Here is a 22187-nt window from a genome sequence, read left to right on the forward strand (position 1 = left end):
AGTACGAAAAAGGAGCAGTTTTTATGCAGACATTTGGGATTGCCTTGTTTTATTCAACAAGGGAGGCCATGAAAGCGGAGGAACTTGCGAAGGAAGCCCAACTTGCGGTTCGAATCATTCCCACACCGGAAAAGATTCATGCTAGTTGCGGCTTTTCTTTAAAATATCCGTTGACCGAAGAAGCACAGCTGCAGACTTTGCTGCAGGAGCAGAAAATCGCGTCAGAAGGCTTTTACCATGGGACACAAGCGGGTTTGAAAACCGAGTACCAATTAAGAGAGGATAAATAAATGGCAAATATTGTGATTGGAACGGCGGGGCATATTGATCATGGGAAAACCACCTTGATCAAGGCACTGACGGGGATCGAGACAGATACGACGAAAGAAGAAAAAAAACGAGGCATGTCGATCAATCTTGGCTTTGCTTATTTGGATCTGCCGAATGACAAACGAGTCGGGATCGTAGATGTGCCAGGACATGAGAAGTTTATCAAAAATATGGTAGCCGGTTTGCCGGGAATCAATCTTGTTTTACTCGTCATTGATGCGGCAGAAGGCATCATGCCGCAAACGAAAGAACACATTGATATTTTGACCTTATTGGGGATTCGCGACTTTTTGATTGTCTTGACGAAGGTGGATACCGTCGATCCTGATTTGAAGGAACTGGTGGTAGAGGATATTCGCGAGCAACTAGCGGACACACCTCTAGCCGAAGCGGATCTGATCGAGACAGATGCAGTTAGCGGAACAGGGATCAAAGAATTGTTGGCAAAAATCCAAGAGCATTCGGAAGAAGCACAAGAACGCTCAGCGACTGGCTCCGCTCGTCTGAATGTCGATCGGGTCTTTAGCGTTAAAGGCTTCGGTACGGTAATTACCGGGACGTTATTGGATGGTGTGATCAATGTCGGTGATGAACTGTATGTCTATCCCAGCGGTAAAAAAACACGAGTACGAAATATCCAAGTTCATGAGACCGATGTGAAAAGTGCCCAGCCTGGTCAACGAACGGCTTTAAACTTAGCGAATCTTTCCACCGATGAGATTCAGCGGGGGGATGTTCTGTCTATCTCGGAAAAATTAGAGGCAACGTGGATGCTGGATGTCAAAGTGAGTTGCTTGCCAGAAGTTGAAGGCGGAATTGGTTTGTGGGATCGGGTTCGTCTGTTAGTCGGTACGCGAGAAGTCATGGCTCGTACGGTTCCTATCGGTGTAGATTGGATTGGACCAGGAGATGAAGGCTTTTTACAGTTGCGCTTGGAAGAACAAGTAGCGGTCAAAGAGCGGGATCATTTCATTTTACGGGCGTATTCGCCAATGCAGACGATCGCCGGCGGAGAAGTCTTGGATGCGGCACCGCATAAGCATCGCCGCTTCAAAACTGAGATCATTGAAAGCCTGAAAGCCAAAGAAGAAGGCAGCTTGGACGAATTGATCACTGATTTTCTGATTAACAAGAAACAGCCGTTTACTAAAGCGAAAGAATTGCAGGAATATTTAGGCACAGATCAGGAAGAGTTGCAGCAAGTGCTGACTGAAATGATCAGTGAAAATCGGGTGCTTGAAACGAAAGCTGGTTATTTAGCACAGGCCAGTTATCAAAAATTAGCGGCGCAGGCGACAGAAATTTTATCCGCTTATCACAAACAATACCGTTTGCGTTTTGGCATGCCGCTAGAAGAATTCCGCTCCCGGATGCGGGAAAATTTAGCGGAAAAAGAAATCTCCGCGTTGATCGGGTTGTTAAAGCAGGGAACCGTCAAAGAAGCCAACGATAAATTGGCTTTGCAGGAGTTTGAGGTTTCCTTTAATAAATACCAGCAAGCTGCCAAAGAAAAAATTGAACAGACGTTAGCCAAAAGTGGCTATACGCCAGTCAAAAAAGAAGAACTGGCGGAGTTAGATAAAAATGCGGAAGAAGTTTTGGAAGCTCTGAATGGCGAAAGCGTCGTTTTCTTAACCCATGAATACGTCTTGCTAGGGAAAGTTTTTGCTCAAGCGGTCAAAGCGATCCAAGACTATATCGGTGAACATGGACAGATGACTTTAGGCGATTTTCGCGATGTGACAGATTCCAGCCGTAAATCATCGATGCTGATTTTAGAATACATGGACAAGCAAGGCATCACGAAACGTGTAGAAAATTATCGAGTCTTAGGCTAAGCCGGTTTGCGAAAATCGTTCTTCAGAGGGGGAGAAGCAGTGAGTATTTATTTAGACAATGCGGCAACAACGGCTCAAAAGCCAAAAGTGGTGGCAAATACGGTAGCAGAAATTCTCAGCGGTCAATATGGCAATCCGGCACGGGGAGCCCACGGGTATTCCTTAGCGGGCTTTCGTGTAGTGGAGAATAGCCGTCAGCAGGTCAAAGAATTATTCAAAGCGGGCTCAGAGTATGAAGTGGCCTTCACCAACAACGCTACCGTCGCCTTAAATGAAGTCTTAAAAGGCTTGATCCAAGCCGGCGACCATGTGCTGACGACGGATTGGGAGCATAATTCAGTTTTACGGCCTTTGTATCAACTGGAAAAACTGGGAGCGACCTTTGATGTGGTTACTAGTGAAGCCGTGACTGGACGCTTGCATTATGAAGCGTTCGCTGAAAAATTGCGACCTGAAACAAAAGTTGTTGTCTGCAATCATGCCAGCAATGTTACCGGGAATCTTTTGAAGTTGGAATGGGTCAAAACTTTTTGTCAAAAGCACGATTTGTATTTAGTGATTGATGCCTCTCAGACTGCCGGTGTCGTCCCGATCGATCTTAGTGACGGCAAGATCGCCGCAGTCTGCTTTACCGGCCACAAATCGCTTTATGGGCCACAAGGGACTGGCGGCGTCTGTGTTAGGCAGGATCTGCCGTTAGAGCCGCTATTAACAGGTGGCGATGGGATGCAATCTTTTTCCAAAGTTCAACCGAAGGAGCTGCCAACGTTATTAGAAGCCGGGACATTAAACGTTCCCGGAATCGCAGGTTTAACCGCCGGCATTGAATGGGTGCTGGAAAAAGAAAAAAAACTTAGCTTAGGCACGTATTTTTATCAAGCATTAAAAGAAATCGATGGTCTGACGCTCTATGGCGACTTTACTGAACCACGGGTGGATGTGTTTTCCATCAATCTCCCTGACGCCGAATCGGCGGTAGTCAGTGAGCTTTTGTGGGAAGAATACCAAATCGCCACGCGCCCCGGCTATCACTGCGCCCCTTTGATGCATCAGGCATTAGGGACGGCGGATCGCGGAACAGTCCGCTTGTCGTTATCCAGCTTTACGACAAAAACGGAGCTTGAGCTGACCCTAAACGCATTACAAAATTTAGCGCAACGTTAATTAGGAGGAACTTTATGTCAAAAGAAATCCAGCATATTTTAGCGAGTTTGCCGTCCGTGGATGTGCTATTAAAGCAACTAGGTAGCGACTACCCCCAAGGTGCCGCAAAGGAAGCCATTCAAAAAGTCTTGGCCAGCATTCGCAAAGAAGTAATCGATGGCACGCAAAAAAACGTGATCGATCAAGTAGAAGTTCTGACAATAATCAAAAAAGAATTAACTGAAAAGCAATTTTCCTTACGTCGAGTCATTAATGGGACAGGAACGGTGATTCATACCAACTTAGGTCGCTCTTCGTTGAGTCAAAAAATTCAGGAACAATTAGTTGCTACTAGCTTCCATTATTCAAATTTGGAATTTGATTTAGCAAGTGGCAAGCGAGGGTCCCGTTACAGTCATTTAGTGGCGATCGTCAAAAAACTGACCGGGGCGGAGGATGTTTTAGTCGTCAATAATAACGCGGCGGCCGTCCTACTAGTCCTTAGCACGTTGACGCAAGAAAAGGAAGTCCTAGTCTCACGGGGCGAATTAGTCGAAATCGGCGGAGCCTTTCGGATTCCTGATGTCATCACTTCCAGTGGCGGAACGATCAAGGAAGTCGGTACGACAAATAAAACCCATTTAGCCGATTATGAAACGGCTTTGACTGAAGAAACTGGAGCAGTTTTGAAAGTCCATACGAGCAATTATCGGATCGTCGGCTTTACCGAAACGCCAGAGTTAAGTGAATTAGCCGAGTTGGCCCATGCCAATGATCTGCCGTTAATCAATGACCTAGGCAGCGGACTGTTGTTGGATATGCGTCCGTTTGGCTTGCCCTATGAGCCAACGGTCAAAGAAGTTCTGGAACAAGGCTGCGATGTCGTCACCTTTAGCGGCGATAAATTATTAGGTGGACCACAGGCGGGAATTATCGTTGGTAAGCGAGAATACATCGAAAAAATGAAAAAAAATCAATTGCTGCGGGCCTTGCGGATCGATAAAATGACCCTCAGCGCATTAGAAGCAACGTTAGCCCTGTATCTCAATGAAAAGGAAGCTTTACAAGCGATCCCGGCGTTGCAGATGATCGGATTAAGTGAAGCGGATTGTCTGGCGAAAGCTACGGAGTTAGCTGCTATGTTAAAACCAATCAGCGGTCTCAGCGCCGCAGTAGAAAAAGACAGCAGCAAAATCGGCGGTGGTTCTTATCCGGAACATTTATTGCCGACCTATGCAGTCGTGTTGAATGGCCAACAATATTCAGCTGTTGAGTTGCAGGGAAAATTGCGCGAAGGGGCAGCACCGATCATTAGTCGGATCAAAAATGAAGCCAATCTCTTAGACGTGCGAACCATTGCGTCGGATGAATTTTCTTTGATTCAAAAGAGTTTACAAGCGATTTTTAAAGAAGGAAAGGAGGAAAAATAATTCAACCACAGAAACAATTAGTTGCGGTGTCTCATTGTATTTTGAATCAGAATGCGGTGATTCACGGCTGGGAGCGAGCACGAGGAGCTTTCCCCTTTGCCATCGAGCTGTTAAGCCGAGGGATCGCATTGATTCAGTTGCCCTGTCCAGAATTTTTAGTGTTAGGCGGCGATCGACCTCCAATGAGTTATCAAGAATATCTGACGCTTCCGGATTATCGTCAAACGTGTCAAAAGATGCTTCAGCCCATCATTCAACAGATTCAAGCGTATCAGGTAGAAGACTATCAGTATTTAGGTGTGATTGGGATCAACGAAAGCCCTAATTGCTCCATCAGTGACCAACGGGGTGTCTTAATGGAAGAATTTTTCGCCGCTTGTCAGGCGGCCGAGATTCAAGCACCTTATTTGGAAGTTCCAACTTGGTATAGTGAGGCTGAGCAGCAGGATTTTTCGAAGGAGTTGCAACGGTTTTTAGCAAAAGGAGGAAGAAATGAATAATAAAGCAAAAATTATCGCAATGTGTGCCATTGCGGTCGCGTTGAATGTTGTCTTAGGTGAAGCAGTCGCACTACTGCATATCCCATTACTGTTTTTAGATACGATGGGAACGATTTTTATCGCCGCGAATTTTGGTATGGGTTATGGTATCTTAACCGGCGTTTCAACGAATTTATTGATGGGAATGATCAGCGGTCCGTTGTCGATCCCGTTTGCGTTAGTCAATGTAGCGGTGGCAGTGGTTGTGGCGTTGTTGGCTAAGAAAGGCTTTAGTTATAAGAAAGCGTTGTTGGCGGGGATTTTATTGGCGTTTATTTGTCCAATGATCGGCGCACCGATTCGTTTAGCATTGTTCGGTGGATTCACCGGTTCAGGTACCGATGTCGTGATTATGGCGTTAAGGGCATCCGGCAAGGAAATGATCAGCTCGGTTTATTGGGGCGCGGTCACAGGAAATTTTGTTGATAAGATCGTTTCTTGTCTTTTAGTCTCGTGGTTTATCAAACTGCCACAAATGAGACGCTTTGCCGTAAAATGAGTATGAAACACTTCTAAAGCTAACGTGCTTAGCTTAGAAAAATTTAAGTGAGCTAGTGTCAACACAGAATGGTTGAGACTAGCTTATTTTTTTGTCTATTTTTCAAAATGACAAAACTGTTAGGTGATGGACAGTGGATTCAATGGTTGGATTTATAGGGATTTTGTATAGTTAACGTAGAAATTGAAAAAAGGAGCAAATTAATATGAAAAAAATCTTGATTGGTTTAGTGAGTCTTATCGTAATCGGTTTTGTCGGTTTGCAGATCGCAGACAAAGTGATGTCCAGCGGCGATGCGTACTATGTTCAAATCACTAATGACGGAGAAAAATATAATGGAGAAGACAGCAATGGAAATCCTTATGTCGATTATAAATATGCGTTGCCTGGCTATGATGAAGAAGGCCACGAAAAGAAATTAGACTTTAACGCGTCGAAGGATCGTCCGCTACGCCGTGAAGCGTTCCTCAAAGTGACGTGGAATAAAAACAAAGGCGTGACTTCCTATGAAGAGGTCCAACAAAAACAACTGCCGAAAAAAGCGGCGGAAAAATTAGGAGTGTAACGTAGGATGGAAAAAATCGTAACAGTTAATGAAGTGAGAAAAACCTATGGTAAAGGGAACCAGAAAAAAACGGAAGCTTTAAAAGGACTGTCCTTTGAAGTAGAAAAAGGTGAATTTGTCGGCATCATGGGTGCATCAGGCTCTGGTAAATCAACCTTGTTGAATTTACTAGCGACCCTCGACAAACCGACGGCTGGCAAGATTGCCATCAATCAAGCGGATGTTACGAAATTATCCGGCAATCAGCTAGCAGACTTTCGTAGTCGTGAGATTGGTTTTATTTTCCAAGATTTCAATCTATTAGAAAATTTAACAGCAGCAGAAAATATCGCCGTGCCTTTGTCCCTTCAAGGAGTCAAGCCGAAAGAAATCAAACAACGGGTCAAAGTGATTGCTGAACGTTTGTCGATCAGTGAGATTTTAAGCAGTTATCCCGCTCAAATCTCCGGTGGGCAAAAGCAGCGGGTCGCAGCGGCGCGGGCCTTGATTACCCAACCAACGATTCTTTTAGGCGATGAGCCGACGGGAGCCTTGGACTCAAATAGTGCTCGCGACTTGTTAGATACAATGGAAGAATTGAATCAACAGGATCAAGTTTCGATTCTATTAGTCACGCATGATCCTTTTTCAGCAAGTTATTGCCAACGAATTTTATTTATTAAAGACGGCGTGATCTATCAAGAGGTCAAACGCGAAGATCAAACACGGGAAGCTTTTTATCGTCAGATTTTAAGCATTCTCGGAAATCTGGAACAGTAGGGGGAATTCGATGCTTTTAAAATTATCACTTACTGGGATCAAAGGCCGTTTGCGTGACTATATCGTGCTCTTCTCAGGTCTAGTCATGGCTTCGGCGATCTTTTATATGTTTGAATCGTTAGCAACGAATGAAGTCTTTCTGCAACAAAATTCGATGGTCAGTTCCGTCGTCTTTATTTTTCACTTAGGGACGGTACTACTATCGATCATTACTTTTGTCTATATTTTATACGCCAATTCCTTTTTAATGACGATGCGTCAGAAGGACTACGGCATGTTCATGATGCTGGGAGCAAAAGGCCGGAAGATTGCTCAACTGATCTTCGTGGAAACTTTTGTCGTCGGTGTCGCAGCAACAATTGTCGGTATTTTAATAGGTTTAGGTCTGACAACGATCGTGGAAAAACTGTTGACGAAGCAGTTAGAAATCGCCATCACGCATTTTTCAGCAGTCAATAGCAAGGCTATAGTGATCACCTTGATCTTTTTTGCCATCATCTTTTTATTGGCGGCGATCGTCAATGCAGTTATGATCGTGAAAAAACCAGTCCTTTCAATCTTGAAAGCCAGTGAAACACCGGCACCAGCAAAACGCAAAAAAGTCACATTATTCTTGGAAGCCGTGTTTGGTATCGCCTTATTGGCAGTTGGCTATGTCATGATGACCTTAGTCATGAAGCTAGCGTTTGCGGCGTTGGTGATTGCGTTGATCACGATCGTGGCAGGAACGTATTTTGTCTTCCACGCTGTGCTGATCTTCATTTTAAATTTATTGAAACAAACTGATTCGTTAGCCTTGAAGGGTTTGAATAATTTTACCTTCTCACAATTAAGCTTCCGTATTCAGGATTACACGCGCATCTTGTCGTTAGTGGCAATGTTGTTTGCCTTGGCGTTAGGAGCGATCACAGTCGGACTTGGCTTTAGAAATGAAATTCCTAAAATGACCAATCAAACGACTGCTTACGATTTAGTACTAAACGATAGCCAAAAAATCGCGGAGGATAAAATCGAAGCATTGAAGCCGACCTTAAATGCGACTTATCAACAAAAAGAAACTGATACGACCGTCTATTATGACAAGACGGAGTTTGATCGGACACCTTTAGAAAACAAGGAATTTGTTGATAATCACAGCACCAAAACGGTACGCTACTCGGGAGAAGAATTAGCCAAAGACGTCACTAAACAAGACGCGTTGCGGCAATTAGAATTGCCGGAACAAAAAACCAAAGAGCATCAATTGGTTTCACCGGAAGCTTTCGCCGCAGTTCAAGGCAAAGCAAGTACGTTGCAAGTGGTTCAGGTCAAAGATTTTATAACTGAGAAAAAGGCTTTGCAAAAACTAGCGGCACAAAATCTTAAAAATAATCCAGCTTTAGAGCAAGAAGTCGGCTTTACGCAGAAGTCATCAGTTTATGAAGTCTTTAACTCATTATTCTCCGGCTTTGAATTTATGGGCTTCTTCTTAGGAATCGCCTTTTTGACGATGCTGGCCAGCTGTTTAATGTTCAAAATCCTTTCAGGTGCTAAAAGCGACGTTCGACGCTATACTATGCTAGAAAAAATTGGGACGCGGCGCCAGCTGTTAACTGCTTCAATCCGGAAAGAAATTGGTATCCTCTTCTTAGTCCCAGGTTTATTGGGAGTGATCCACGTTTTGTTCGGGCTACAAATGTTTACAACGCTGTTAAGTGAACCCTATAGTAATATCTGGGTACCATTCTTGATTTTCTTTGTTTTATACTTTGTTTATTACTTGCTGACGATTTGGATTTATACCGGAATCGTTATGAAGCGAGAAGCTTAAGCGAATGTGACAGAAGCAACTTGTTTATCCATAAAAGGAGAACGACACCGGTATCCGGTGTCGTTTTTTTGTTATTTTATAGCAAATTCTTAAGAATGTGAATTTTTTATGTCTAAGAAAAATTTTAGTTGACCTGAAGAAGCAACGCCGGGCGCGGATTTTCGATTAAATTTTGAAAGTAAATCCGGTATTTTTCTGAAATTTATAAAATTGCGCCGGAATCACCTATTCTGACGGTATTTTTTTTAAAATCTGCTATAGTAGATACGGACAATTTAATAAAGAAAGAAGTGTTCCGGATGGACCGGGTAAAAAAAACTTTTACGAATCGTTGGCTGATTCTGTTAACGGTCAGCGTATTATTTTGGGCAAAAACAATCTTCGCGTATTACGTCGATTTTTCATTAGGCGTGCAAGGATCGGTGCAATATTTTATTTTGTGGATCAATCCGATCGCCACGACTTTGTTGATCTTTGGTCTGTTTCTTTATGTTAAAAAGATCAAGCCAGCCCTAATTTTCTTATTTTTACTAGACCTGCTGAATACGGTGATCTTGTATTTGAACGTGATTTTCTATCGTGAGTTCACTGATTTTGTGACAATCAAATCGGTCTTAGGTTTCTCAAAGGTCTCGCAGGGAATCTCCGGCAGCTCCTTTGCCTTGATGAAGGTGCATGATGTGTTATATTGGATTGATCTGTTGGTATTTTTAGGCATCTTGATCTACATTTTCGCGAAAAGAAAAGAAATCGTCAGCAAACCGGTCAAAAAGACCTTCGCGATTGCGATCAGCTGTTTGTCGGCCTTGATTTTTTCCGTGAATTTATCCATGAGTGAAGCCAATCGGCCGCAATTATTACAACGGACCTTTGACCGCTCGTATATCGTTAAATACCTCGGTTTAGACGCCTTTACAATTTATGACGGGGTCAAGACAGAACAGACCAACAGTGTGCGGGCTCACGCCTCAAGCAACGGTCTAACGGATATTTTGAAATATACGAAGCAACATTACGCGGCGCCTGATCCAAGTAAATACGGCATCGCTAAAGGTAAAAATATCATCGTGATCCACTTGGAAAGCTTCCAACAATTTTTGATCAATATGAAGGTAGATGGTCAAGAGGTCACGCCATTCTTAAACAGTATTGAGAATGACAATAAGCAAACCTTAGCTTTTGATAACTTTTTCCACGAAGTTGGCCAAGGGAAGACCAGTGACGCCGAAAACATGCTAGAAACCGGAACATTCGGTTTGCCACAAGGTTCACTGTTCACGCAACTAGGTAATGACAACACCTTCCAAGGGGCACCAGCCATCTTGAACCAGCAAGCCGGTTATTCAAGCGCCGTGTTCCACGGAAATGTCGGCAGCTTCTGGAATCGTGACCACGTTTATAAAAATTTAGGCTATCAAAATTTCTTTGACCGTTCGTATTTCAACGCTTCGGATGAAAGCCTAGGCTACGGTATCTTGGATAAAGATATGCTGAAGGAAACCGTGGGACACTTAGAACATTTGCAACAGCCTTTTTACTCAAAATTCTTAACGGTCACCAATCATACGCCTTATCTAACCGATGATAAGAACTTTAATTTCCCATCATTGAAGACCGGCGACAGTACCGTCGATGATTATGTGCGGACGGCTCATTATTTGGATGAATCTTTGCGTCAGTTCTTTGATTATTTGAAAGCTTCTGGCGTGTACCAAAATTCGATCTTTATGATTTACGGCGACCACTTCGGGATCTCCGACAGCAACAATAAAGATCTAGCAACAGCCTTAGGCAAAGACCCAACGACTTGGAGTAAATTTGATGACGCGCAAATGCAGCGGGTGCCATTGATGTTCCATATCCCTGGTTATACCGGTGGCGGAATCCAGCACCAATACGGCGGTGAGATCGATGTCTTGCCAACCTTGTTACATTTAGTCGGCGTAGATAGTCAAAAATATATCCAGTTCGGGACCGATCTGTTTTCACCAAAACACGACCAAACCGTCGCCTTTAGAAATGGTGATTTCGTTTCGCCAAACTATACTGAGCTAGGTGGTCAAACATATGATAATAAGACCGGCCAAGTCGTTGATCCGAAAGCCCTTGGCATCGCGCCAACGATCGACGCGGAACAAAAACAAGTCAAGCAAGCCTTGAGCCTGTCAGATAAGTTGAACCAAGAGAATCTCTTGCGGTTCTACACACCAGCAGGCTTCACGCCGGTTGATCCGAAGAAATACGATTATCATGATTTAGACCAGAAAAACGCCGCCATCGAAAAGCAAAAAGGCGCGCAATCAACCAGCATTTACTCGAAGAATGGCAATAAGACCACAGCAGCCTTGTATCCGCCAATTCAGTAAGCCAAAAGCAATCTCGTTTTTACGGGATTGCTTTTTGTTTGGCGTCGACCACAGCGAATTAATTGCCTTCAAGGAATTTTCTTCGTATGATTGATTTATCAAGGAAGTAGGTGAGAGGCGATGGCAATGATCGAAAATATGATCCAACATTTTTTTCAACCAATCGTATTATTGTTAGACGTTCTGTCGATCGGGATCATTATCGTAGGGGCGTTTCTTGCCTTTATCAAACTTATTCCTCGCAAAAACGGCAAAGCTTTTCCATCGATCTTGCAGAAGAATAAATATATCAAAGCTTACTTAGGCAGCTATATCTTATTGAGCTTGGAATTTCTGATCGTGGCCGATATTATTGAAACGATCGTCAATCCAACCTTCCAAGACATTCTCAAATTGGCCCTGATCGTCTTGATCCGAACGGTGATCTCGTATTTCTTGAATAAAGAAATCAACGAAGTAACGGATGAGCAATAGGAGTTTACAACAGTAATTTTAAAAAGGAGAGAAGAACCCAATCAACGGGAATTTCTCTCCTTTTTTTGCAGAAAATTGTTATTGATTACTAAGTAAAGTAATGGTATGATTATCTTGTTTCGGGAGTGGATGGGTTCTGGTGTTCCCTCTGGTCTTCAAAACCAGTATGAGGAGTTAAGAGCTTCTTGGGTAGGTTCGATTCCTACACATTCCCGCCAATATGAAATGTATATCCGCTAAACGTTGATGTGATGCCAATCATGACAATGTTTAGCGGATTTTTGTTTACGCTTATAAAATGAAGAGTTGAAACTTGAGATTAAACTTTTCTATTCAAACCACAATTTCATGAGGATCATAATGAAATTCATATAAGGAGCTAAGCTATGATGGTGATTTAATGATTGAAAGTTCGGTAAATTGGAGCAATTGTGTAACTAATGACTATAAAAATAAGGCTGCTTTTTTTTTTTATCCAAACAGAACGCTCGAATAATTTAAAATTGCATGGATTAAGATTGGGACAAACAAGGTTCCGCTCTTTTTATAAACCAGAGCAAATAATCCACCGCCAATAATCCCTTGACCCAATAAATTACTTGAAATGTTAGTAAACAAATCTGCTAGGGAACCGTTTGTAACAATTGTTGGCAGTAGTCCGTGCATAGCTCCGAATAGCAAGCCACTAATGATTATTCCTGTTCCAAAACCATATTCTTGATTTATTTGTGTGAACAAGAACCCTCTGAAAATAAATTCTTCAGAGAAGGCGACGATCACTAAATAGAAGAAAGCTAAATAGTAACCTCTTACTGTGAAGTCTCCGTGAGACAAAAACATAATTAAATAGACACCTAATAGTAGTATACTCGCCAATCGAGAATTTTTCGTAAAGCCCATTTCGCTTAATGATCTGTTTTTTAAAAAGAGCAAGGTAAAAATTAGGATGACAAATAATAGATTAATTATAGTGTCTGATAAAAACTTAATCCAAATATTTTGTGAGGTGATGTCGTTTAACGAAATTAGCCAGCCTTTGTTCCATAAAAATGAAGTAGAGAAGTAAAAAAATACCCCATAGAGAAAAGTCAGGCTTACAGCCACTAATACATTTTTACTAATTTTCATCATTTTTTCCTCCGTCATATGCTTATACAATCTGTCGCTTCTTCTAAAAAAGAATAGGATTTTTGAATCTATAAGTCAATATAAATTCCACTAACGGACGGACTGACCGACAAAAAGGTCGGTCAGTTAATATTTTTGTGTCCCTCAAAAATGCGGGACGCAAACAGAGAAATACGCAACGTTTTCCAAAATGGAAACAGTTCATTTTAATAATAAAAACCACCGACACTTCAGCCTCGGTGGAATATAAAGATATTGCCTTTATGCTGAGGGAAATACTGCAGCAAGCACTACAAGTAGTCCGCTATCACTTTCCTTTATTAATATAAGGAAACAAAACTTGGGTACCAGACGCAATTTATAGATTTAAATAATTTTGACGTTTTTAGGGACAAACATTGATTTAATGCAGTAAAAAGCACACAAAGAGAAAGATAGTTATTTAACGAAGGCAATCAAGAAAGTAGAAGTTAAAAAAAGCGCTGAGTCATACCGTGATCGTCACTAAATTGGATTAGATCCCATAGATTTCCATACAGATCTTTAAATACGGCAACTTTTCCATAATCGGCCTTTTTTGGAGGGCGGACAAATTCAATTCCTTTTGCAACGTAATTGCGATAATCACGATCAAAATCATCGGTTGCCAAAAATAGAAAAACTCTGCCGCCAGCTTGGTTTCCAATGAATTTTTTTTGTATGGGCTTGGAAGCTTTTGCTAACAAGATAGTTGTTCCGGTTGAATTGGGCGGGGAGATTACCACCCAACGTTTCTCTTGCTCTGGCTGATAGGTGTCTTCGATTAATGCGAAGTCCAATTTACTTGTGTAAAAAGCAATCGCTTCATCGTAATCATTTACGACTAAGGCGATGTGAGCAATAGTTTGTTTCATAGTGAGGCTCCTTCAAAAAATTTTATCAAACGAATAATAGCATAGCCGGCTAATCATATTTACAGTGAAAAATCCCGCTTATTTATATACAATCATTGCGCCTAGATAAAATAGAGAACCAGTAAATTGTATTTCAATAACTTCTATATCGGTTGAAGCCAAGAATGCAGCGATTTTGTTGTCTAACCCATTTTCTGTGAATGACGTAAATGTTTTTGTTTTCATATGAGACCTCCGAATCGTTTACTTTAACTATACGCGCCTGAATAAAAATACGAAACAAATTTTAAAGTTTATTTACTCAACCTATCAAAAAATACAAGAGATTGCTCTCTTGTATCATCCGTTCTAGTTATGCGCAAAATAATCATCGAGGTACGTTTTTATGGCCGTGAAATCTTTCGTCATAAACAATCTTGCGGGTACCTTGATGATTGGTAACTCATTTTCGTTCTCGAAAGGCGTGAATGGGTCGGGAACAACTAAATAATCCACCGTGTCTTTGTCACGAATGTAATTGATGGAGACATCATAATCGTTTGAAAAGTATTCTTTTAAATCCTCGTTATTTTTAAGTAGTGGAGCAGCAGAAATGGAACCATAGTTTATTCCAGTACTGACAGTCAATACAAAACATATTTTCTTCATAATAAATCCCCCCTATAACTAATCATAAGGTTATGTAAGCGTTTTGTAAACAATAGATTTGATAGCTAAAAAAACAGCTATGATTAGCTGTCGAAATTGGCTGAAGTTTTAAAGAATGAGGGCAAGAGCAATAAGCAGATAGCTTTTTTTAAAGTCCTTTTTGACTAATACAAAGAGTGTTCCTGTTAGTAAAGAAAAGAAAATCGTGAATAAGCCGCCGGAAAAGCCTTGAAGCAGAAAATGGATCAGTCCCCACGTTAACGCTAGAAAAATTCCTCCACTGGGAAGATACGAGGGGAGTGAGAATTGGCCTTCAAAAAAAGCTTGACCAAAACAAATCGTTAGTAGGATCAGCTCGCTCTCGGCAAGGTAATAGATGATTCTCATGATCAAGGCCAACACACTCTTTTGAAGATCACCGTGAAACTCAACTAGCGGTTTGAACCCTTGGAAGAGGATCGAAGTAACAAGGATCAAAAGTATAAAAATTGCTCCAATCATGATTAAACGTCTTTTATCTAAGTGAACGCGGACGTTTACTGGGTCAAATGAAAATTTTTTTATTGGCATAATGCAATATCAAATAACTAGCGATGAACCACAAAGCAGCCGTCAATCCCGCATGTAAAGGAATCGAAGGGCTTACGTTGAAGATATTCAAGAGGACTATCAGGATCAATTCTAAACTAAAGCCGGCAAAACTATACAACCCTAACCACAAGAATTCGATTGGAGCCGCTTTTTTATTATTCAACAGAGCACCCACCCTTTCAAAGAATCAGTATAGCATAAATTTAACAGATTAATGATAAAATAATTAAAAAAAGATGTGTAAATCAATTGTGTAGGGATTATTCTTCAGCTGAGGAAGGGTCGTTTAAGATGAAAAAAAAGAGAGTCCTCCCTTACTCCATTTTAGGTAATTATCAAATAATCAGCGATAGCAGCCTTGATCGTCGCAAAATCTTTCATCGGAAAAAACTTATGGGTATTTTGATTACGGGAGGCTTATTTTGATTGAAAAAAGGGGGAAGTAGTTCGGTCACGGTTAAAATCGACCCACTTGCCTTTGTCTCTGATGTAATTAAGTGAACATCGTAGCAGTTGAGAAAATTTTTTTAAATCCTGATTCCTTCTGATACCGGGTCTAGAGAAGAGTGAGGCATCGTTTCTTTCTGATAGCTTAGTATTAAAAAAAGTTTCAACAGAGCTTTTCAAACAAAAAAAGAGGCTAGGCCTCTTAAAAATCCTAAAATTGAAAGATAAAGAAACAACTGTAGGCGACATATAGACAACAAAGTGCAAATGCCAAACTGCCTTAGAGACCCAGCATGATAAAGCCCGACGTGCTTTCATTTCCTTTTTGTCTGATCGTTGTGAAGGTCCGTTTCGTTATGAAGAACTGCCAACCACTTAGTAATAAAAAAAGCCACCAATCGCGTAACTCATCTCAATCACTCCTTTAGATAATTATACTACTTAGTGATAGCGCTATCAACAGAATCTCTTACATCTGTCGATAGTAAAAAGAGCGTAATTCGTCGATTAGTTTGAAAGAAATCCTTCAATCATTCCCAAGAGCATCGGCATCAATCCACTGATAGAAACTAAGATAAGAGCAATCTTTTGAAGTAAGGTTAGTTTTTTAAAATCGCGATAAAAAGCGTAGACCATAATTAAAATCCCTACACTCGTTAGGAAACTGAACAAAATATACAATGTTTGCATGTTTTTGTACCTCCGTCATCATAAATTCTAGCAAAAAAAGGCGGGGAGGGGAAGACTATTAATGAAGACGAAGGGTTAAATGACTTTTTTATGGAAGGCGTTTTGATCATTTAGCTATGGACTTTGTAAGTTTTATTAAAGGAAAGCGCTTGCTTTTTAACTGTTGCTACTAATTAACCAATTTAGGTAGCAATTCGTTCGAAGGCATGTTAAAGTAACAAAGTAATCGATTTTGAAATGTGATTTGAGCCTAGATATTTAACCGTATTAATCTCCTTTTACTATCAACAATTAATTGCAAATAAGAACGTACTTTGATACGTATCAGGAGGAAATATTTATGAATAACGGTACTGTAAAATGGTTTAACTCAGACAAAGGTTTTGGCTTTATCACTGGTGAAGATGGAAATGACGTATTTGCACATTTCTCAGCTATCCAAGGCGACGGCTTCAAAACTTTAGAAGAAGGTCAAGCAGTAACTTATGATGTTGAAGAAGGCCAACGTGGACCTCAAGCAACTAACATCGTTAAAGCTTAATTAGATAAACTATAAACCGTCTCCTCCTAGGGACGGTTTTTTATTGTCCGGGGAAGGTACTTCTGGACCACTGTTTATTCGCAAAAAGGAGCTGGGACATTTTTATAGTCCCAGCTCCTTTTTGGCTTATTCGGTAGCTTTATTCTTAGCTAACGCATCATATTTCTCAGCTTTTTCTTTCAAGTCTTCCATATATTTTTCAAATTCTTCGATTGAATCGAAACCATATTTCTTTTTGATATAAGTGATGACAGGCATTCCTTTATCAAAATCCTTTTTTAAATTTTCTAACATTCAATCAGCTCCTTTTTTTGATTTAAATAGCGATTCATCGGCGGAGGAGTAATAATCAGGATTCAATTCACCTTCATCACTCACACCCAATAGTGAAACTAGCATCGGACTAAAACCTAAAATGCCTAACAAGATGGCGAGGGGAATAAAGAAGCGCTTTTTTTGAAATAATGCTTGTTTGTTCTTCATTGTTAGTACTCCTTCTAAAGTTGTATTAATGAAGAGTCTTAGCAATTGAATCATGTCTCATAAAGAAATCTATCTTTAAAACTAGCGGGACTCACCTTTCTTTTTGAATCAGCCGATAAGGCGACTATTTGATCTATTAAAGAAAAATTTTCGCAGAGCGAAGTGCCGGGTGTTTAAGCTTGATTCTTCTCCGCCTTTACAATCAGCATCATCGGGCGGCGCATTTCGTCTTTCATGCCAGGGATATCCCACATATTCTTCGGTGGTGTGGGTTCTACGATCCGTTTGAGCTGAAAGCCATTTGTTAATAGGCTATCCAGATAAGTAGTCAATGTACGATGATATTTGGTGACATTCGCGCCTAAAAAATGGGCGGTCCGTTTTCCTTCATAAAAATAATTATCCACTGGAAAGTGAGCAATCGCTCCTTTTTGATCGTAAATCCAATCTTGGGTTCCTTCTGCAGTAAAAATAGGATGTTCTACTGAGAAGATTAATTGCCCAGTTGGAGCCAACCATTTGGCGATGTTTTTCGCTAGTGCAGTGAAGTCCTCAATATAATGAATCGCTAATGAACTGAGAACAATATCAAAACTTCCAGCTTCAAAGTCCACTGTATCGATACTATCGTGGAGATAGACCACGTTTGCGAAGCTATTTTTTTGACGAGCGACCGCCAACATTTTTTCTGAAAGATCAACTCCGACGACAGATGCTGCACCATGCTCGGCAGCATATAGACAGTGCCAACCATAACCACAGCCAAGATCCAAAACTCGTTTGTCTTTAAAATCGGGTAGTAAGGCTTTCAAAGTCTGCCACTCACCGGCACCTGCCAGCCCTTGTTGGCTGCGAGCCATTTGACTATAGCTTTCAAAAAAAGCATTATTATCATAAATATTTTTCATTGTATTTTCCTCCATGTAATTGATAGTTGTTTTTAAATTACATGGAGACAGTCTCTTTTATGAGCAATCATAGAGTGACCCCGCTTTCATTATATTTCATTCATCCAATACGTTCGATCAATCGGTTCAACAAAAATTTCTAAATCGACACTTTCGTTTTCCGCCAAATAGGTGATGCCGTGGATCAATAGAAATTTATTTGGTTCTTTGATTTGTAATGTGTCGCCGACATGAGGAATTAAGGAAAGAGCAATCGTTTTTTCCTCTTTACTATTGATGATATTTTTTAAATTGGCTTTATACATACTGCTGCCTCCGATCACTTTGTAAACACTTTAAGTTTAACACAGGATACGGAAGTAGAACGGAAAAATAAAAAAAAGACCGTCATGGAATGAACGGTCAACAAGTGAAAAAAACAAATTATATAAAGGAAGGGCATTGCCCATACTTGTACTATAATGGGAAAGGGCTTTCGGTGCAATTATTTTGCTTAGCAGTCAAATATAAAAGCCGTCGCAGGGCAACGACGGCTGGAGTCCTGGGAAGGAACTCGGATAAACAAATGAACTACTGTTACCTTAACGGATTGAAAAAAAAGATTCAAGAATAATGCTCAAAAAATCTCAGTATAAAAGCGGATTATGGCAAATTTTGTATAGCATAGTTCGCTTCTGTCGCAGTGAATTTTTCACCGTATTCCGAGGTTAGCTGGTCATAAATGCTTGCTTTTGACATGTGCATCCTATCAGAATAACTTTCGGCGCTTCTTAAGGCGGAACAATAGTCCGAGGGAACGTCTGAAGCAGATTCATTCGCGGGTTGAGAGGACTCGATCGTCTCCAATTCTACTAGTGTATCTGCCGGTGTTTCCGCTTTAGCCGGAACGGCCTTGGGAGCGTTTTAATTTCAGCTGCTTCATGTTGTATATCTGGTAAAACCGAACTTTGAGTCGTGTCCTCAGCAAGATTTTCCTGTTCTTCAGCACCCAGACCAGCTGCCAGCCCACTAACGATTAAGAGTAAGACAACTCAAAAACTGACTTGCTTGTAAAAAGGCTTCTTCATTTTTCGCTGATAATTTTGTCGATTGTTAGCCGAAAATTTCTTTTTTATCCTGACGCCTCTTTTATTTTATCATTCAGTCTTAGCAAATAATAATTATTTTTAATTTTAAGAACGCTTGTTATTAGCAGATAATATGATATTTATTTAGAAATAATTGTTATCGAATTTTTTTATGAAAAGGTGATTTCGTTTCACAGATTCTTGCTTTTCCTTTATAATTTAATTAAGGAGGCGGTTACAATGATTAGTAAATACAAAAATATTCTAGTGGCAATCGACGGGTCTGACCATTCTGAACGGGCCTTTGATGAAGCAGTTGAAGCGGCCAAACGTGATGATGCAAAACTGAATGTTATTTCAATCATTAACGACAGTGAACTCTCCACCAGCGCTTTTTCTTTCAGTAAGCTGTATGCAGCGGAAAAAGAGCAAATAGAAAAAGATTTATTGAAAAAAATTCAAGACGCGTCTTGCAGAGAATTAGAGAATGTAGAACCTTTTGTAGAGCTAGGAAGTCCAAAAGAAAAGATCATTGATTTTGCAAAAAACAATGAGATCGATCTGATTTTTTTAGGTGCTACCGGAAAAGGTGAGATTCGTTTGTCACGGATCGGCTCTACAGCGGCGTATGTGGTGAACCATGCACCTTGCAGTGTAACAGTCATTCGATGAAAGAAGGGGAAAAGATGAACAGTCGGTACAAAAATATTATGGTGGCGGTAGATGGCTCAGATCAATCTGAAGGAGCTTTTTTTGAAGCAATCGGAGCTGCTAGAAGAAATGAAGCAAAACTGTATGTGGTCCAAGTCATTGATGATTCGAGTATTTTAATGAGCTCTGCCCAACCAATGGACGATATTTTGTCCGAAGAAACCAAGCGGGCCAAACAATATTTAGCAAAGCTGGCAGAACGCGGCCGCTATCAAAATATGGAACTAGTTCAATACATCGGCAATCCCAAACGGGCCTTAACAGAAGAACTGCCTCAGCAATATGACATTGATTTGATCTACGTCGGTGCCACCGGTAAAGGCCGCTTCCAACGTTTATTAGTTGGTTCAACCACTGGATATATTGTGAATCATGCCCCTTGTAATGTGATGGTTGTGAGATAGAGAGACATTGACGAAAATTTTTTTCGTCAATGTCTTTTTGTGAGGTGAAAAAAACAATCTAGGAATGACCTAGCTACTTTTCTTGTAATTATCTAGGTCATGAGAAAGTGTTTTAGACACAAAAAGGCACCTACCGTGGATTCACAGCAGGTGCTTTTAACGCACATTCGCGTCTATCATTGATCAGTCACTCCTAATTCGTATTAAAGGAATTCATTTTTTCCCAAAATGGATTCTATTCTCATCACGCATACCATCCAGCTGAAGGTTATCAATAGGGCTAACTCCTAGATGAGTAAGTATTTTTCCAAAAGCATGAAATATACACCTATTGTCGTTTCTCATACGATTCAACTAATCGCATTGAAATACGAAATTGAATTCGCAAAGTTGGACTGGTATCCTAATTCGCATTAAGGGATTCATTTTTGGCAGACAAGGATTCTAGTCTTATCCTGTCTGTCTTTTCCGCTTAGCAAAAGATACGGAGTAAATGAAAGTCCGAATTAATTTTTTTGTAATTCTTGGACGGCTTGTTCAATTGTTACGCCAGTTGCCACATGATTTCTGTCTTTTTTATCAAAAACGATAAAAAGATTTAAATCCGTGTCTAGAGTGACGCGATATTGTACTTCTGTGTTATAGAATGTCATAATTCATTCTCCTTTCTTGTAGTGACGAAAGGCAACTATCACGTTGATAACGAAATTCCACCTATTAATATAACACAAACTTCAAGTTTTCACTAACAAAAAGTTTGTAAAAAAAGGTTAAATTGGAAGCGGAATAGGTTAAGATAGGCTAAAATTTCTTGCCACGAGGTCGTTTTCTTTGTCCATTTGCCGATTTCCACTTACACTTCTCTTTTGATAATAATTTTTAATTAGGTGGAAATGATGAAAAAGATTTTACGCACACTGGTGGTGCTGCTGATTCTGGCAGGTGCCGGCTATTTTCTTGTTAAAGCAAGCACCAACGGTTTTGAAGAATTAGAACAGACTCAGCAAAAAGAAAAAATCAAATTAGATGTCCCATTGGAAGATCAATTTGATGGAGATGCTTTAGATAATGGTTGTGAAGTCACAGCGCTTTCGATGTTGCTGCGTTACTATGGCTATCACACGACAAAAAATGAACTGGCGAATGAGTTAGATTATCAACCGCTATACACCGAATCAGGCAATCACGGTGATCCTCATTTGGGATTTGTTGGTGATATTACTGGCGGCGATGAAGCGATGGGTGTGGCGGTGGAGCCAATCGCGAAATTAGCCAAAAAATATGTTGGCGACGAGTATCAAGTGATTGCCAATGAAAAAACGTCCTTTAATAAAGTGATGGATATCGTTGCCAGCGGAAAGCCCGTTTGGATCATTGCAACGGTTGATTTCCAAGTACCGACGAACAATGATTTTCTGCTTTGGGAGACGGACCAAGGCAGCAGCTACGTGACGCCCTTGATCCATTCAGCAGTTATCACCGGCTTTCATCGCGAAAAAAAAGTGGTGTATGTCAACGATCCCTATGGTTACAAAAATCGCAAAGTCCCTTGGTCTGAGATGAAAAAGGTCTATCAAGAGACCGATCAGCAATCGCTATACTTGAAAAAAGCCTAATAAGACTGATCGTCAAAAAAAGGCTTACAAAAAGTCGCTGGCTTGTTATACTAGAATTAAAGGGGGAAGGCAGAATGAAAGAACGCTATGATAATATTCTTGTTGCGATTGACGGTTCTCCGCAAGCCCACCAGGCTATGATGGAGGCGGTTGAAGCCGCAAGACGAAACAATGCTCGTCTGTATCTCGCGCAAATTGTAAATGACAGTGGTTTATTAGTAAATAGTGCGACGCCTGTGTCCCAAATTATCTCCGAAGAAAAAAAGCTGCGTGTGAAGCGCTAGAACGAGAAGCCGCGGCAATTGAT

29 protein-coding genes and 1 tRNA gene are annotated in these 22187 nt (G+C 40.8%); 17 read left to right on the plus strand and 13 right to left on the minus strand.

The window, feature by feature from the left end; all coding sequences use genetic code 11:
- The first annotated feature begins 23 nt into the window (after positions 1-23).
- The 12 genes from IGI54_RS14710 (at position 24) to IGI54_RS14765 (ending at position 11971) form a co-directional block, all read left to right on the plus strand.
- Positions 24-290, plus strand: coding sequence for a DUF3343 domain-containing protein (locus IGI54_RS14710; protein WP_071862115.1), 267 nt, complete (start codon positions 24-26; stop codon positions 288-290).
- A complete protein-coding gene (gene selB, locus IGI54_RS14715; RefSeq protein ID WP_379947139.1) occupies positions 291-2168 on the plus strand; it encodes a selenocysteine-specific translation elongation factor in 1878 nt (625 codons plus the stop codon).
- Between the two features lie 39 nt (positions 2169-2207).
- Positions 2208-3332 carry an aminotransferase class V-fold PLP-dependent enzyme gene (locus IGI54_RS14720; protein WP_430621657.1) on the plus strand — a complete coding sequence of 375 codons (1125 nt, stop codon included), beginning with the start codon at positions 2208-2210 and terminating at the stop codon, positions 3330-3332.
- 14 nt (positions 3333-3346) lie between these two features.
- On the plus strand, positions 3347-4741 hold the full coding sequence (selA, locus tag IGI54_RS14725) for an L-seryl-tRNA(Sec) selenium transferase (RefSeq protein WP_430621658.1): 1395 nt from the start codon (positions 3347-3349) through the stop codon (positions 4739-4741).
- 26 nt (positions 4742-4767) lie between these two features.
- Entirely contained in the window at positions 4768-5241 is a 474-nt protein-coding gene (locus tag IGI54_RS14730) for a CD3072 family TudS-related putative desulfidase (RefSeq protein WP_430621659.1), read from the plus strand.
- Positions 5234-5779, plus strand: a complete 546-nt coding sequence (locus tag IGI54_RS14735; protein WP_430621660.1) for a CD3073 family putative ECF transporter S component — start codon at positions 5234-5236, stop codon at positions 5777-5779. The genes IGI54_RS14730 and IGI54_RS14735 overlap by 8 nt, the downstream gene beginning before the upstream one ends.
- Positions 5780-5984: 205 nt before the next feature.
- A complete protein-coding gene (locus IGI54_RS14740; RefSeq protein WP_430621661.1) occupies positions 5985-6344 on the plus strand; it encodes a YxeA family protein in 360 nt (119 codons plus the stop codon).
- A gap of 6 nt (positions 6345-6350) precedes the next feature.
- Positions 6351-7103 carry an ABC transporter ATP-binding protein gene (locus IGI54_RS14745; protein WP_379947134.1) on the plus strand — a complete coding sequence of 251 codons (753 nt, stop codon included), beginning with the start codon at positions 6351-6353 and terminating at the stop codon, positions 7101-7103.
- A gap of 10 nt (positions 7104-7113) precedes the next feature.
- Positions 7114-8913 (plus strand): FtsX-like permease family protein, encoded by a 1800-nt coding sequence (locus tag IGI54_RS14750; RefSeq protein ID WP_430621662.1) that lies wholly within the window; start codon positions 7114-7116, stop codon positions 8911-8913.
- 299 nt (positions 8914-9212) lie between these two features.
- The gene (locus IGI54_RS14755) at positions 9213-11279 is read left to right on the plus strand and encodes an LTA synthase family protein (protein ID WP_430621663.1); all 2067 of its coding nucleotides are present in this window, start codon (positions 9213-9215) and stop codon (positions 11277-11279) included.
- 120 nt (positions 11280-11399) lie between these two features.
- Entirely contained in the window at positions 11400-11753 is a 354-nt protein-coding gene (locus IGI54_RS14760) for a DUF1622 domain-containing protein (protein ID WP_216430398.1), read from the plus strand.
- Between the two features lie 121 nt (positions 11754-11874).
- Positions 11875-11971, plus strand: a tRNA-Sec gene (locus IGI54_RS14765).
- A 253-nt stretch (positions 11972-12224) separates the two neighbouring features.
- Here the strand turns inward: IGI54_RS14765 and IGI54_RS14770 are convergent.
- From IGI54_RS14770 to IGI54_RS14800, 7 genes are all read right to left on the minus strand, one after another.
- Positions 12225-12881: a CPBP family intramembrane glutamic endopeptidase gene (locus IGI54_RS14770; RefSeq protein WP_430621664.1), complete on the minus strand. Its 657-nt coding sequence runs from the start codon at positions 12879-12881 to the stop codon at positions 12225-12227.
- 470 nt (positions 12882-13351) lie between these two features.
- Positions 13352-13774 carry a VOC family protein gene (locus IGI54_RS14775; protein ID WP_430621665.1) on the minus strand — a complete coding sequence of 141 codons (423 nt, stop codon included), beginning with the start codon at positions 13772-13774 and terminating at the stop codon, positions 13352-13354.
- A gap of 78 nt (positions 13775-13852) precedes the next feature.
- Positions 13853-13999 (minus strand): hypothetical protein, encoded by a 147-nt coding sequence (locus tag IGI54_RS14780; RefSeq protein WP_169818938.1) that lies wholly within the window; start codon positions 13997-13999, stop codon positions 13853-13855.
- 123 nt (positions 14000-14122) lie between these two features.
- Positions 14123-14422, minus strand: a complete 300-nt coding sequence (locus tag IGI54_RS14785) for a hypothetical protein (RefSeq protein WP_430621666.1) — start codon at positions 14420-14422, stop codon at positions 14123-14125.
- Positions 14423-14530: 108 nt separating this feature from the next.
- The gene (locus IGI54_RS14790) at positions 14531-14923 is read right to left on the minus strand and encodes a hypothetical protein (protein WP_430621667.1); all 393 of its coding nucleotides are present in this window, start codon (positions 14921-14923) and stop codon (positions 14531-14533) included.
- 43 nt (positions 14924-14966) lie between these two features.
- Entirely contained in the window at positions 14967-15176 is a 210-nt protein-coding gene (locus IGI54_RS14795) for a hypothetical protein (RefSeq protein WP_430621668.1), read from the minus strand.
- A 791-nt stretch (positions 15177-15967) separates the two neighbouring features.
- The gene (locus IGI54_RS14800) at positions 15968-16150 is read right to left on the minus strand and encodes a hypothetical protein (RefSeq protein ID WP_071862101.1); all 183 of its coding nucleotides are present in this window, start codon (positions 16148-16150) and stop codon (positions 15968-15970) included.
- A gap of 340 nt (positions 16151-16490) precedes the next feature.
- Between IGI54_RS14800 and IGI54_RS14805 the strand changes: the two genes are divergently transcribed.
- Entirely contained in the window at positions 16491-16691 is a 201-nt protein-coding gene (locus IGI54_RS14805) for a cold-shock protein (RefSeq protein ID WP_071862100.1), read from the plus strand.
- A 126-nt stretch (positions 16692-16817) separates the two neighbouring features.
- Here IGI54_RS14805 and IGI54_RS14810 read toward each other — a convergent pair whose 3' ends face one another.
- From IGI54_RS14810 to IGI54_RS14830, 5 genes are all read right to left on the minus strand, one after another.
- Positions 16818-16985 carry a hypothetical protein gene (locus tag IGI54_RS14810; protein ID WP_169818937.1) on the minus strand — a complete coding sequence of 56 codons (168 nt, stop codon included), beginning with the start codon at positions 16983-16985 and terminating at the stop codon, positions 16818-16820.
- Positions 16986-17174: a hypothetical protein gene (locus tag IGI54_RS14815; protein WP_430621669.1), complete on the minus strand. Its 189-nt coding sequence runs from the start codon at positions 17172-17174 to the stop codon at positions 16986-16988. It abuts the gene before it with no gap.
- 173 nt (positions 17175-17347) lie between these two features.
- A complete protein-coding gene (locus IGI54_RS14820) occupies positions 17348-18082 on the minus strand; it encodes a class I SAM-dependent methyltransferase (protein ID WP_430621670.1) in 735 nt (244 codons plus the stop codon).
- Positions 18083-18171: 89 nt separating this feature from the next.
- On the minus strand, positions 18172-18387 hold the full coding sequence (locus tag IGI54_RS14825) for a hypothetical protein (RefSeq protein WP_071862092.1): 216 nt from the start codon (positions 18385-18387) through the stop codon (positions 18172-18174).
- 337 nt (positions 18388-18724) lie between these two features.
- Positions 18725-18826, minus strand: coding sequence for an Ltp family lipoprotein (locus IGI54_RS14830; protein WP_430621999.1), 102 nt, complete (start codon positions 18824-18826; stop codon positions 18725-18727).
- 563 nt (positions 18827-19389) lie between these two features.
- Here IGI54_RS14830 and IGI54_RS14835 point away from each other — a divergent pair.
- Both IGI54_RS14835 and IGI54_RS14840 read left to right on the plus strand, forming a co-directional pair.
- On the plus strand, positions 19390-19821 hold the full coding sequence (locus IGI54_RS14835) for a universal stress protein (protein ID WP_430621671.1): 432 nt from the start codon (positions 19390-19392) through the stop codon (positions 19819-19821).
- A 14-nt stretch (positions 19822-19835) separates the two neighbouring features.
- A complete protein-coding gene (locus IGI54_RS14840; RefSeq protein WP_216430392.1) occupies positions 19836-20264 on the plus strand; it encodes a universal stress protein in 429 nt (142 codons plus the stop codon).
- Between the two features lie 506 nt (positions 20265-20770).
- Here IGI54_RS14840 and IGI54_RS14845 read toward each other — a convergent pair.
- Entirely contained in the window at positions 20771-20917 is a 147-nt protein-coding gene (locus IGI54_RS14845; protein ID WP_169818936.1) for a hypothetical protein, read from the minus strand.
- 240 nt (positions 20918-21157) lie between these two features.
- On the opposite strand from IGI54_RS14845, the gene IGI54_RS14850 reads away from it, so the two are divergent.
- Positions 21158-21880 (plus strand): C39 family peptidase, encoded by a 723-nt coding sequence (locus IGI54_RS14850; RefSeq protein WP_430621672.1) that lies wholly within the window; start codon positions 21158-21160, stop codon positions 21878-21880.
- 74 nt (positions 21881-21954) lie between these two features.
- Entirely contained in the window at positions 21955-22164 is a 210-nt protein-coding gene (locus IGI54_RS14855) for a universal stress protein (protein WP_430621673.1), read from the plus strand.
- Positions 22165-22187 lie beyond the last annotated feature (23 nt).

This window comes from Enterococcus sp. DIV0800 (assembly GCF_050559735.1).
GTDB classification, from domain to species: domain Bacteria; phylum Bacillota; class Bacilli; order Lactobacillales; family Enterococcaceae; genus Enterococcus_A; species Enterococcus_A devriesei.

What these genes read in the sequence shown, in the direction of transcription:
- IGI54_RS14710 (WP_071862115.1), top strand. Translation starts at nt 24, where the DNA reads ATGCAGACATTTGGGATTGCCTTGTTTTATTCAACAAGGGAGGCCATG.
- IGI54_RS14790 (WP_430621667.1), bottom strand. Translation starts at nt 14,923, where the DNA reads ATGATTGGAGCAATTTTTATACTTTTGATCCTTGTTACTTCGATCCTC.
- IGI54_RS14735 (WP_430621660.1), top strand. Translation starts at nt 5,234, where the DNA reads ATGAATAATAAAGCAAAAATTATCGCAATGTGTGCCATTGCGGTCGCG.
- IGI54_RS14770 (WP_430621664.1), bottom strand. Translation starts at nt 12,881, where the DNA reads ATGAAAATTAGTAAAAATGTATTAGTGGCTGTAAGCCTGACTTTTCTC.
- IGI54_RS14750 (WP_430621662.1), top strand. Translation starts at nt 7,114, where the DNA reads ATGCTTTTAAAATTATCACTTACTGGGATCAAAGGCCGTTTGCGTGAC.
- IGI54_RS14800 (WP_071862101.1), bottom strand. Translation starts at nt 16,150, where the DNA reads ATGCAAACATTGTATATTTTGTTCAGTTTCCTAACGAGTGTAGGGATT.
- selB (WP_379947139.1), top strand. Translation starts at nt 291, where the DNA reads ATGGCAAATATTGTGATTGGAACGGCGGGGCATATTGATCATGGGAAA.
- IGI54_RS14820 (WP_430621670.1), bottom strand. Translation starts at nt 18,082, where the DNA reads ATGAAAAATATTTATGATAATAATGCTTTTTTTGAAAGCTATAGTCAA.
- IGI54_RS14755 (WP_430621663.1), top strand. Translation starts at nt 9,213, where the DNA reads ATGGACCGGGTAAAAAAAACTTTTACGAATCGTTGGCTGATTCTGTTA.
- IGI54_RS14850 (WP_430621672.1), top strand. Translation starts at nt 21,158, where the DNA reads ATGATGAAAAAGATTTTACGCACACTGGTGGTGCTGCTGATTCTGGCA.
- IGI54_RS14780 (WP_169818938.1), bottom strand. Translation starts at nt 13,999, where the DNA reads ATGAAAACAAAAACATTTACGTCATTCACAGAAAATGGGTTAGACAAC.
- IGI54_RS14740 (WP_430621661.1), top strand. Translation starts at nt 5,985, where the DNA reads ATGAAAAAAATCTTGATTGGTTTAGTGAGTCTTATCGTAATCGGTTTT.
- IGI54_RS14835 (WP_430621671.1), top strand. Translation starts at nt 19,390, where the DNA reads ATGATTAGTAAATACAAAAATATTCTAGTGGCAATCGACGGGTCTGAC.
- IGI54_RS14825 (WP_071862092.1), bottom strand. Translation starts at nt 18,387, where the DNA reads ATGTATAAAGCCAATTTAAAAAATATCATCAATAGTAAAGAGGAAAAA.
- IGI54_RS14760 (WP_216430398.1), top strand. Translation starts at nt 11,400, where the DNA reads ATGGCAATGATCGAAAATATGATCCAACATTTTTTTCAACCAATCGTA.
- IGI54_RS14845 (WP_169818936.1), bottom strand. Translation starts at nt 20,917, where the DNA reads ATGACATTCTATAACACAGAAGTACAATATCGCGTCACTCTAGACACG.
- selA (WP_430621658.1), top strand. Translation starts at nt 3,347, where the DNA reads ATGTCAAAAGAAATCCAGCATATTTTAGCGAGTTTGCCGTCCGTGGAT.
- IGI54_RS14785 (WP_430621666.1), bottom strand. Translation starts at nt 14,422, where the DNA reads ATGAAGAAAATATGTTTTGTATTGACTGTCAGTACTGGAATAAACTAT.
- IGI54_RS14855 (WP_430621673.1), top strand. Translation starts at nt 21,955, where the DNA reads ATGAAAGAACGCTATGATAATATTCTTGTTGCGATTGACGGTTCTCCG.
- IGI54_RS14830 (WP_430621999.1), bottom strand. Translation starts at nt 18,826, where the DNA reads ATGCACATGTCAAAAGCAAGCATTTATGACCAGCTAACCTCGGAATAC.
- IGI54_RS14745 (WP_379947134.1), top strand. Translation starts at nt 6,351, where the DNA reads ATGGAAAAAATCGTAACAGTTAATGAAGTGAGAAAAACCTATGGTAAA.
- IGI54_RS14840 (WP_216430392.1), top strand. Translation starts at nt 19,836, where the DNA reads ATGAACAGTCGGTACAAAAATATTATGGTGGCGGTAGATGGCTCAGAT.
- IGI54_RS14815 (WP_430621669.1), bottom strand. Translation starts at nt 17,174, where the DNA reads ATGAAGAACAAACAAGCATTATTTCAAAAAAAGCGCTTCTTTATTCCC.
- IGI54_RS14810 (WP_169818937.1), bottom strand. Translation starts at nt 16,985, where the DNA reads ATGTTAGAAAATTTAAAAAAGGATTTTGATAAAGGAATGCCTGTCATC.
- IGI54_RS14805 (WP_071862100.1), top strand. Translation starts at nt 16,491, where the DNA reads ATGAATAACGGTACTGTAAAATGGTTTAACTCAGACAAAGGTTTTGGC.
- IGI54_RS14775 (WP_430621665.1), bottom strand. Translation starts at nt 13,774, where the DNA reads ATGAAACAAACTATTGCTCACATCGCCTTAGTCGTAAATGATTACGAT.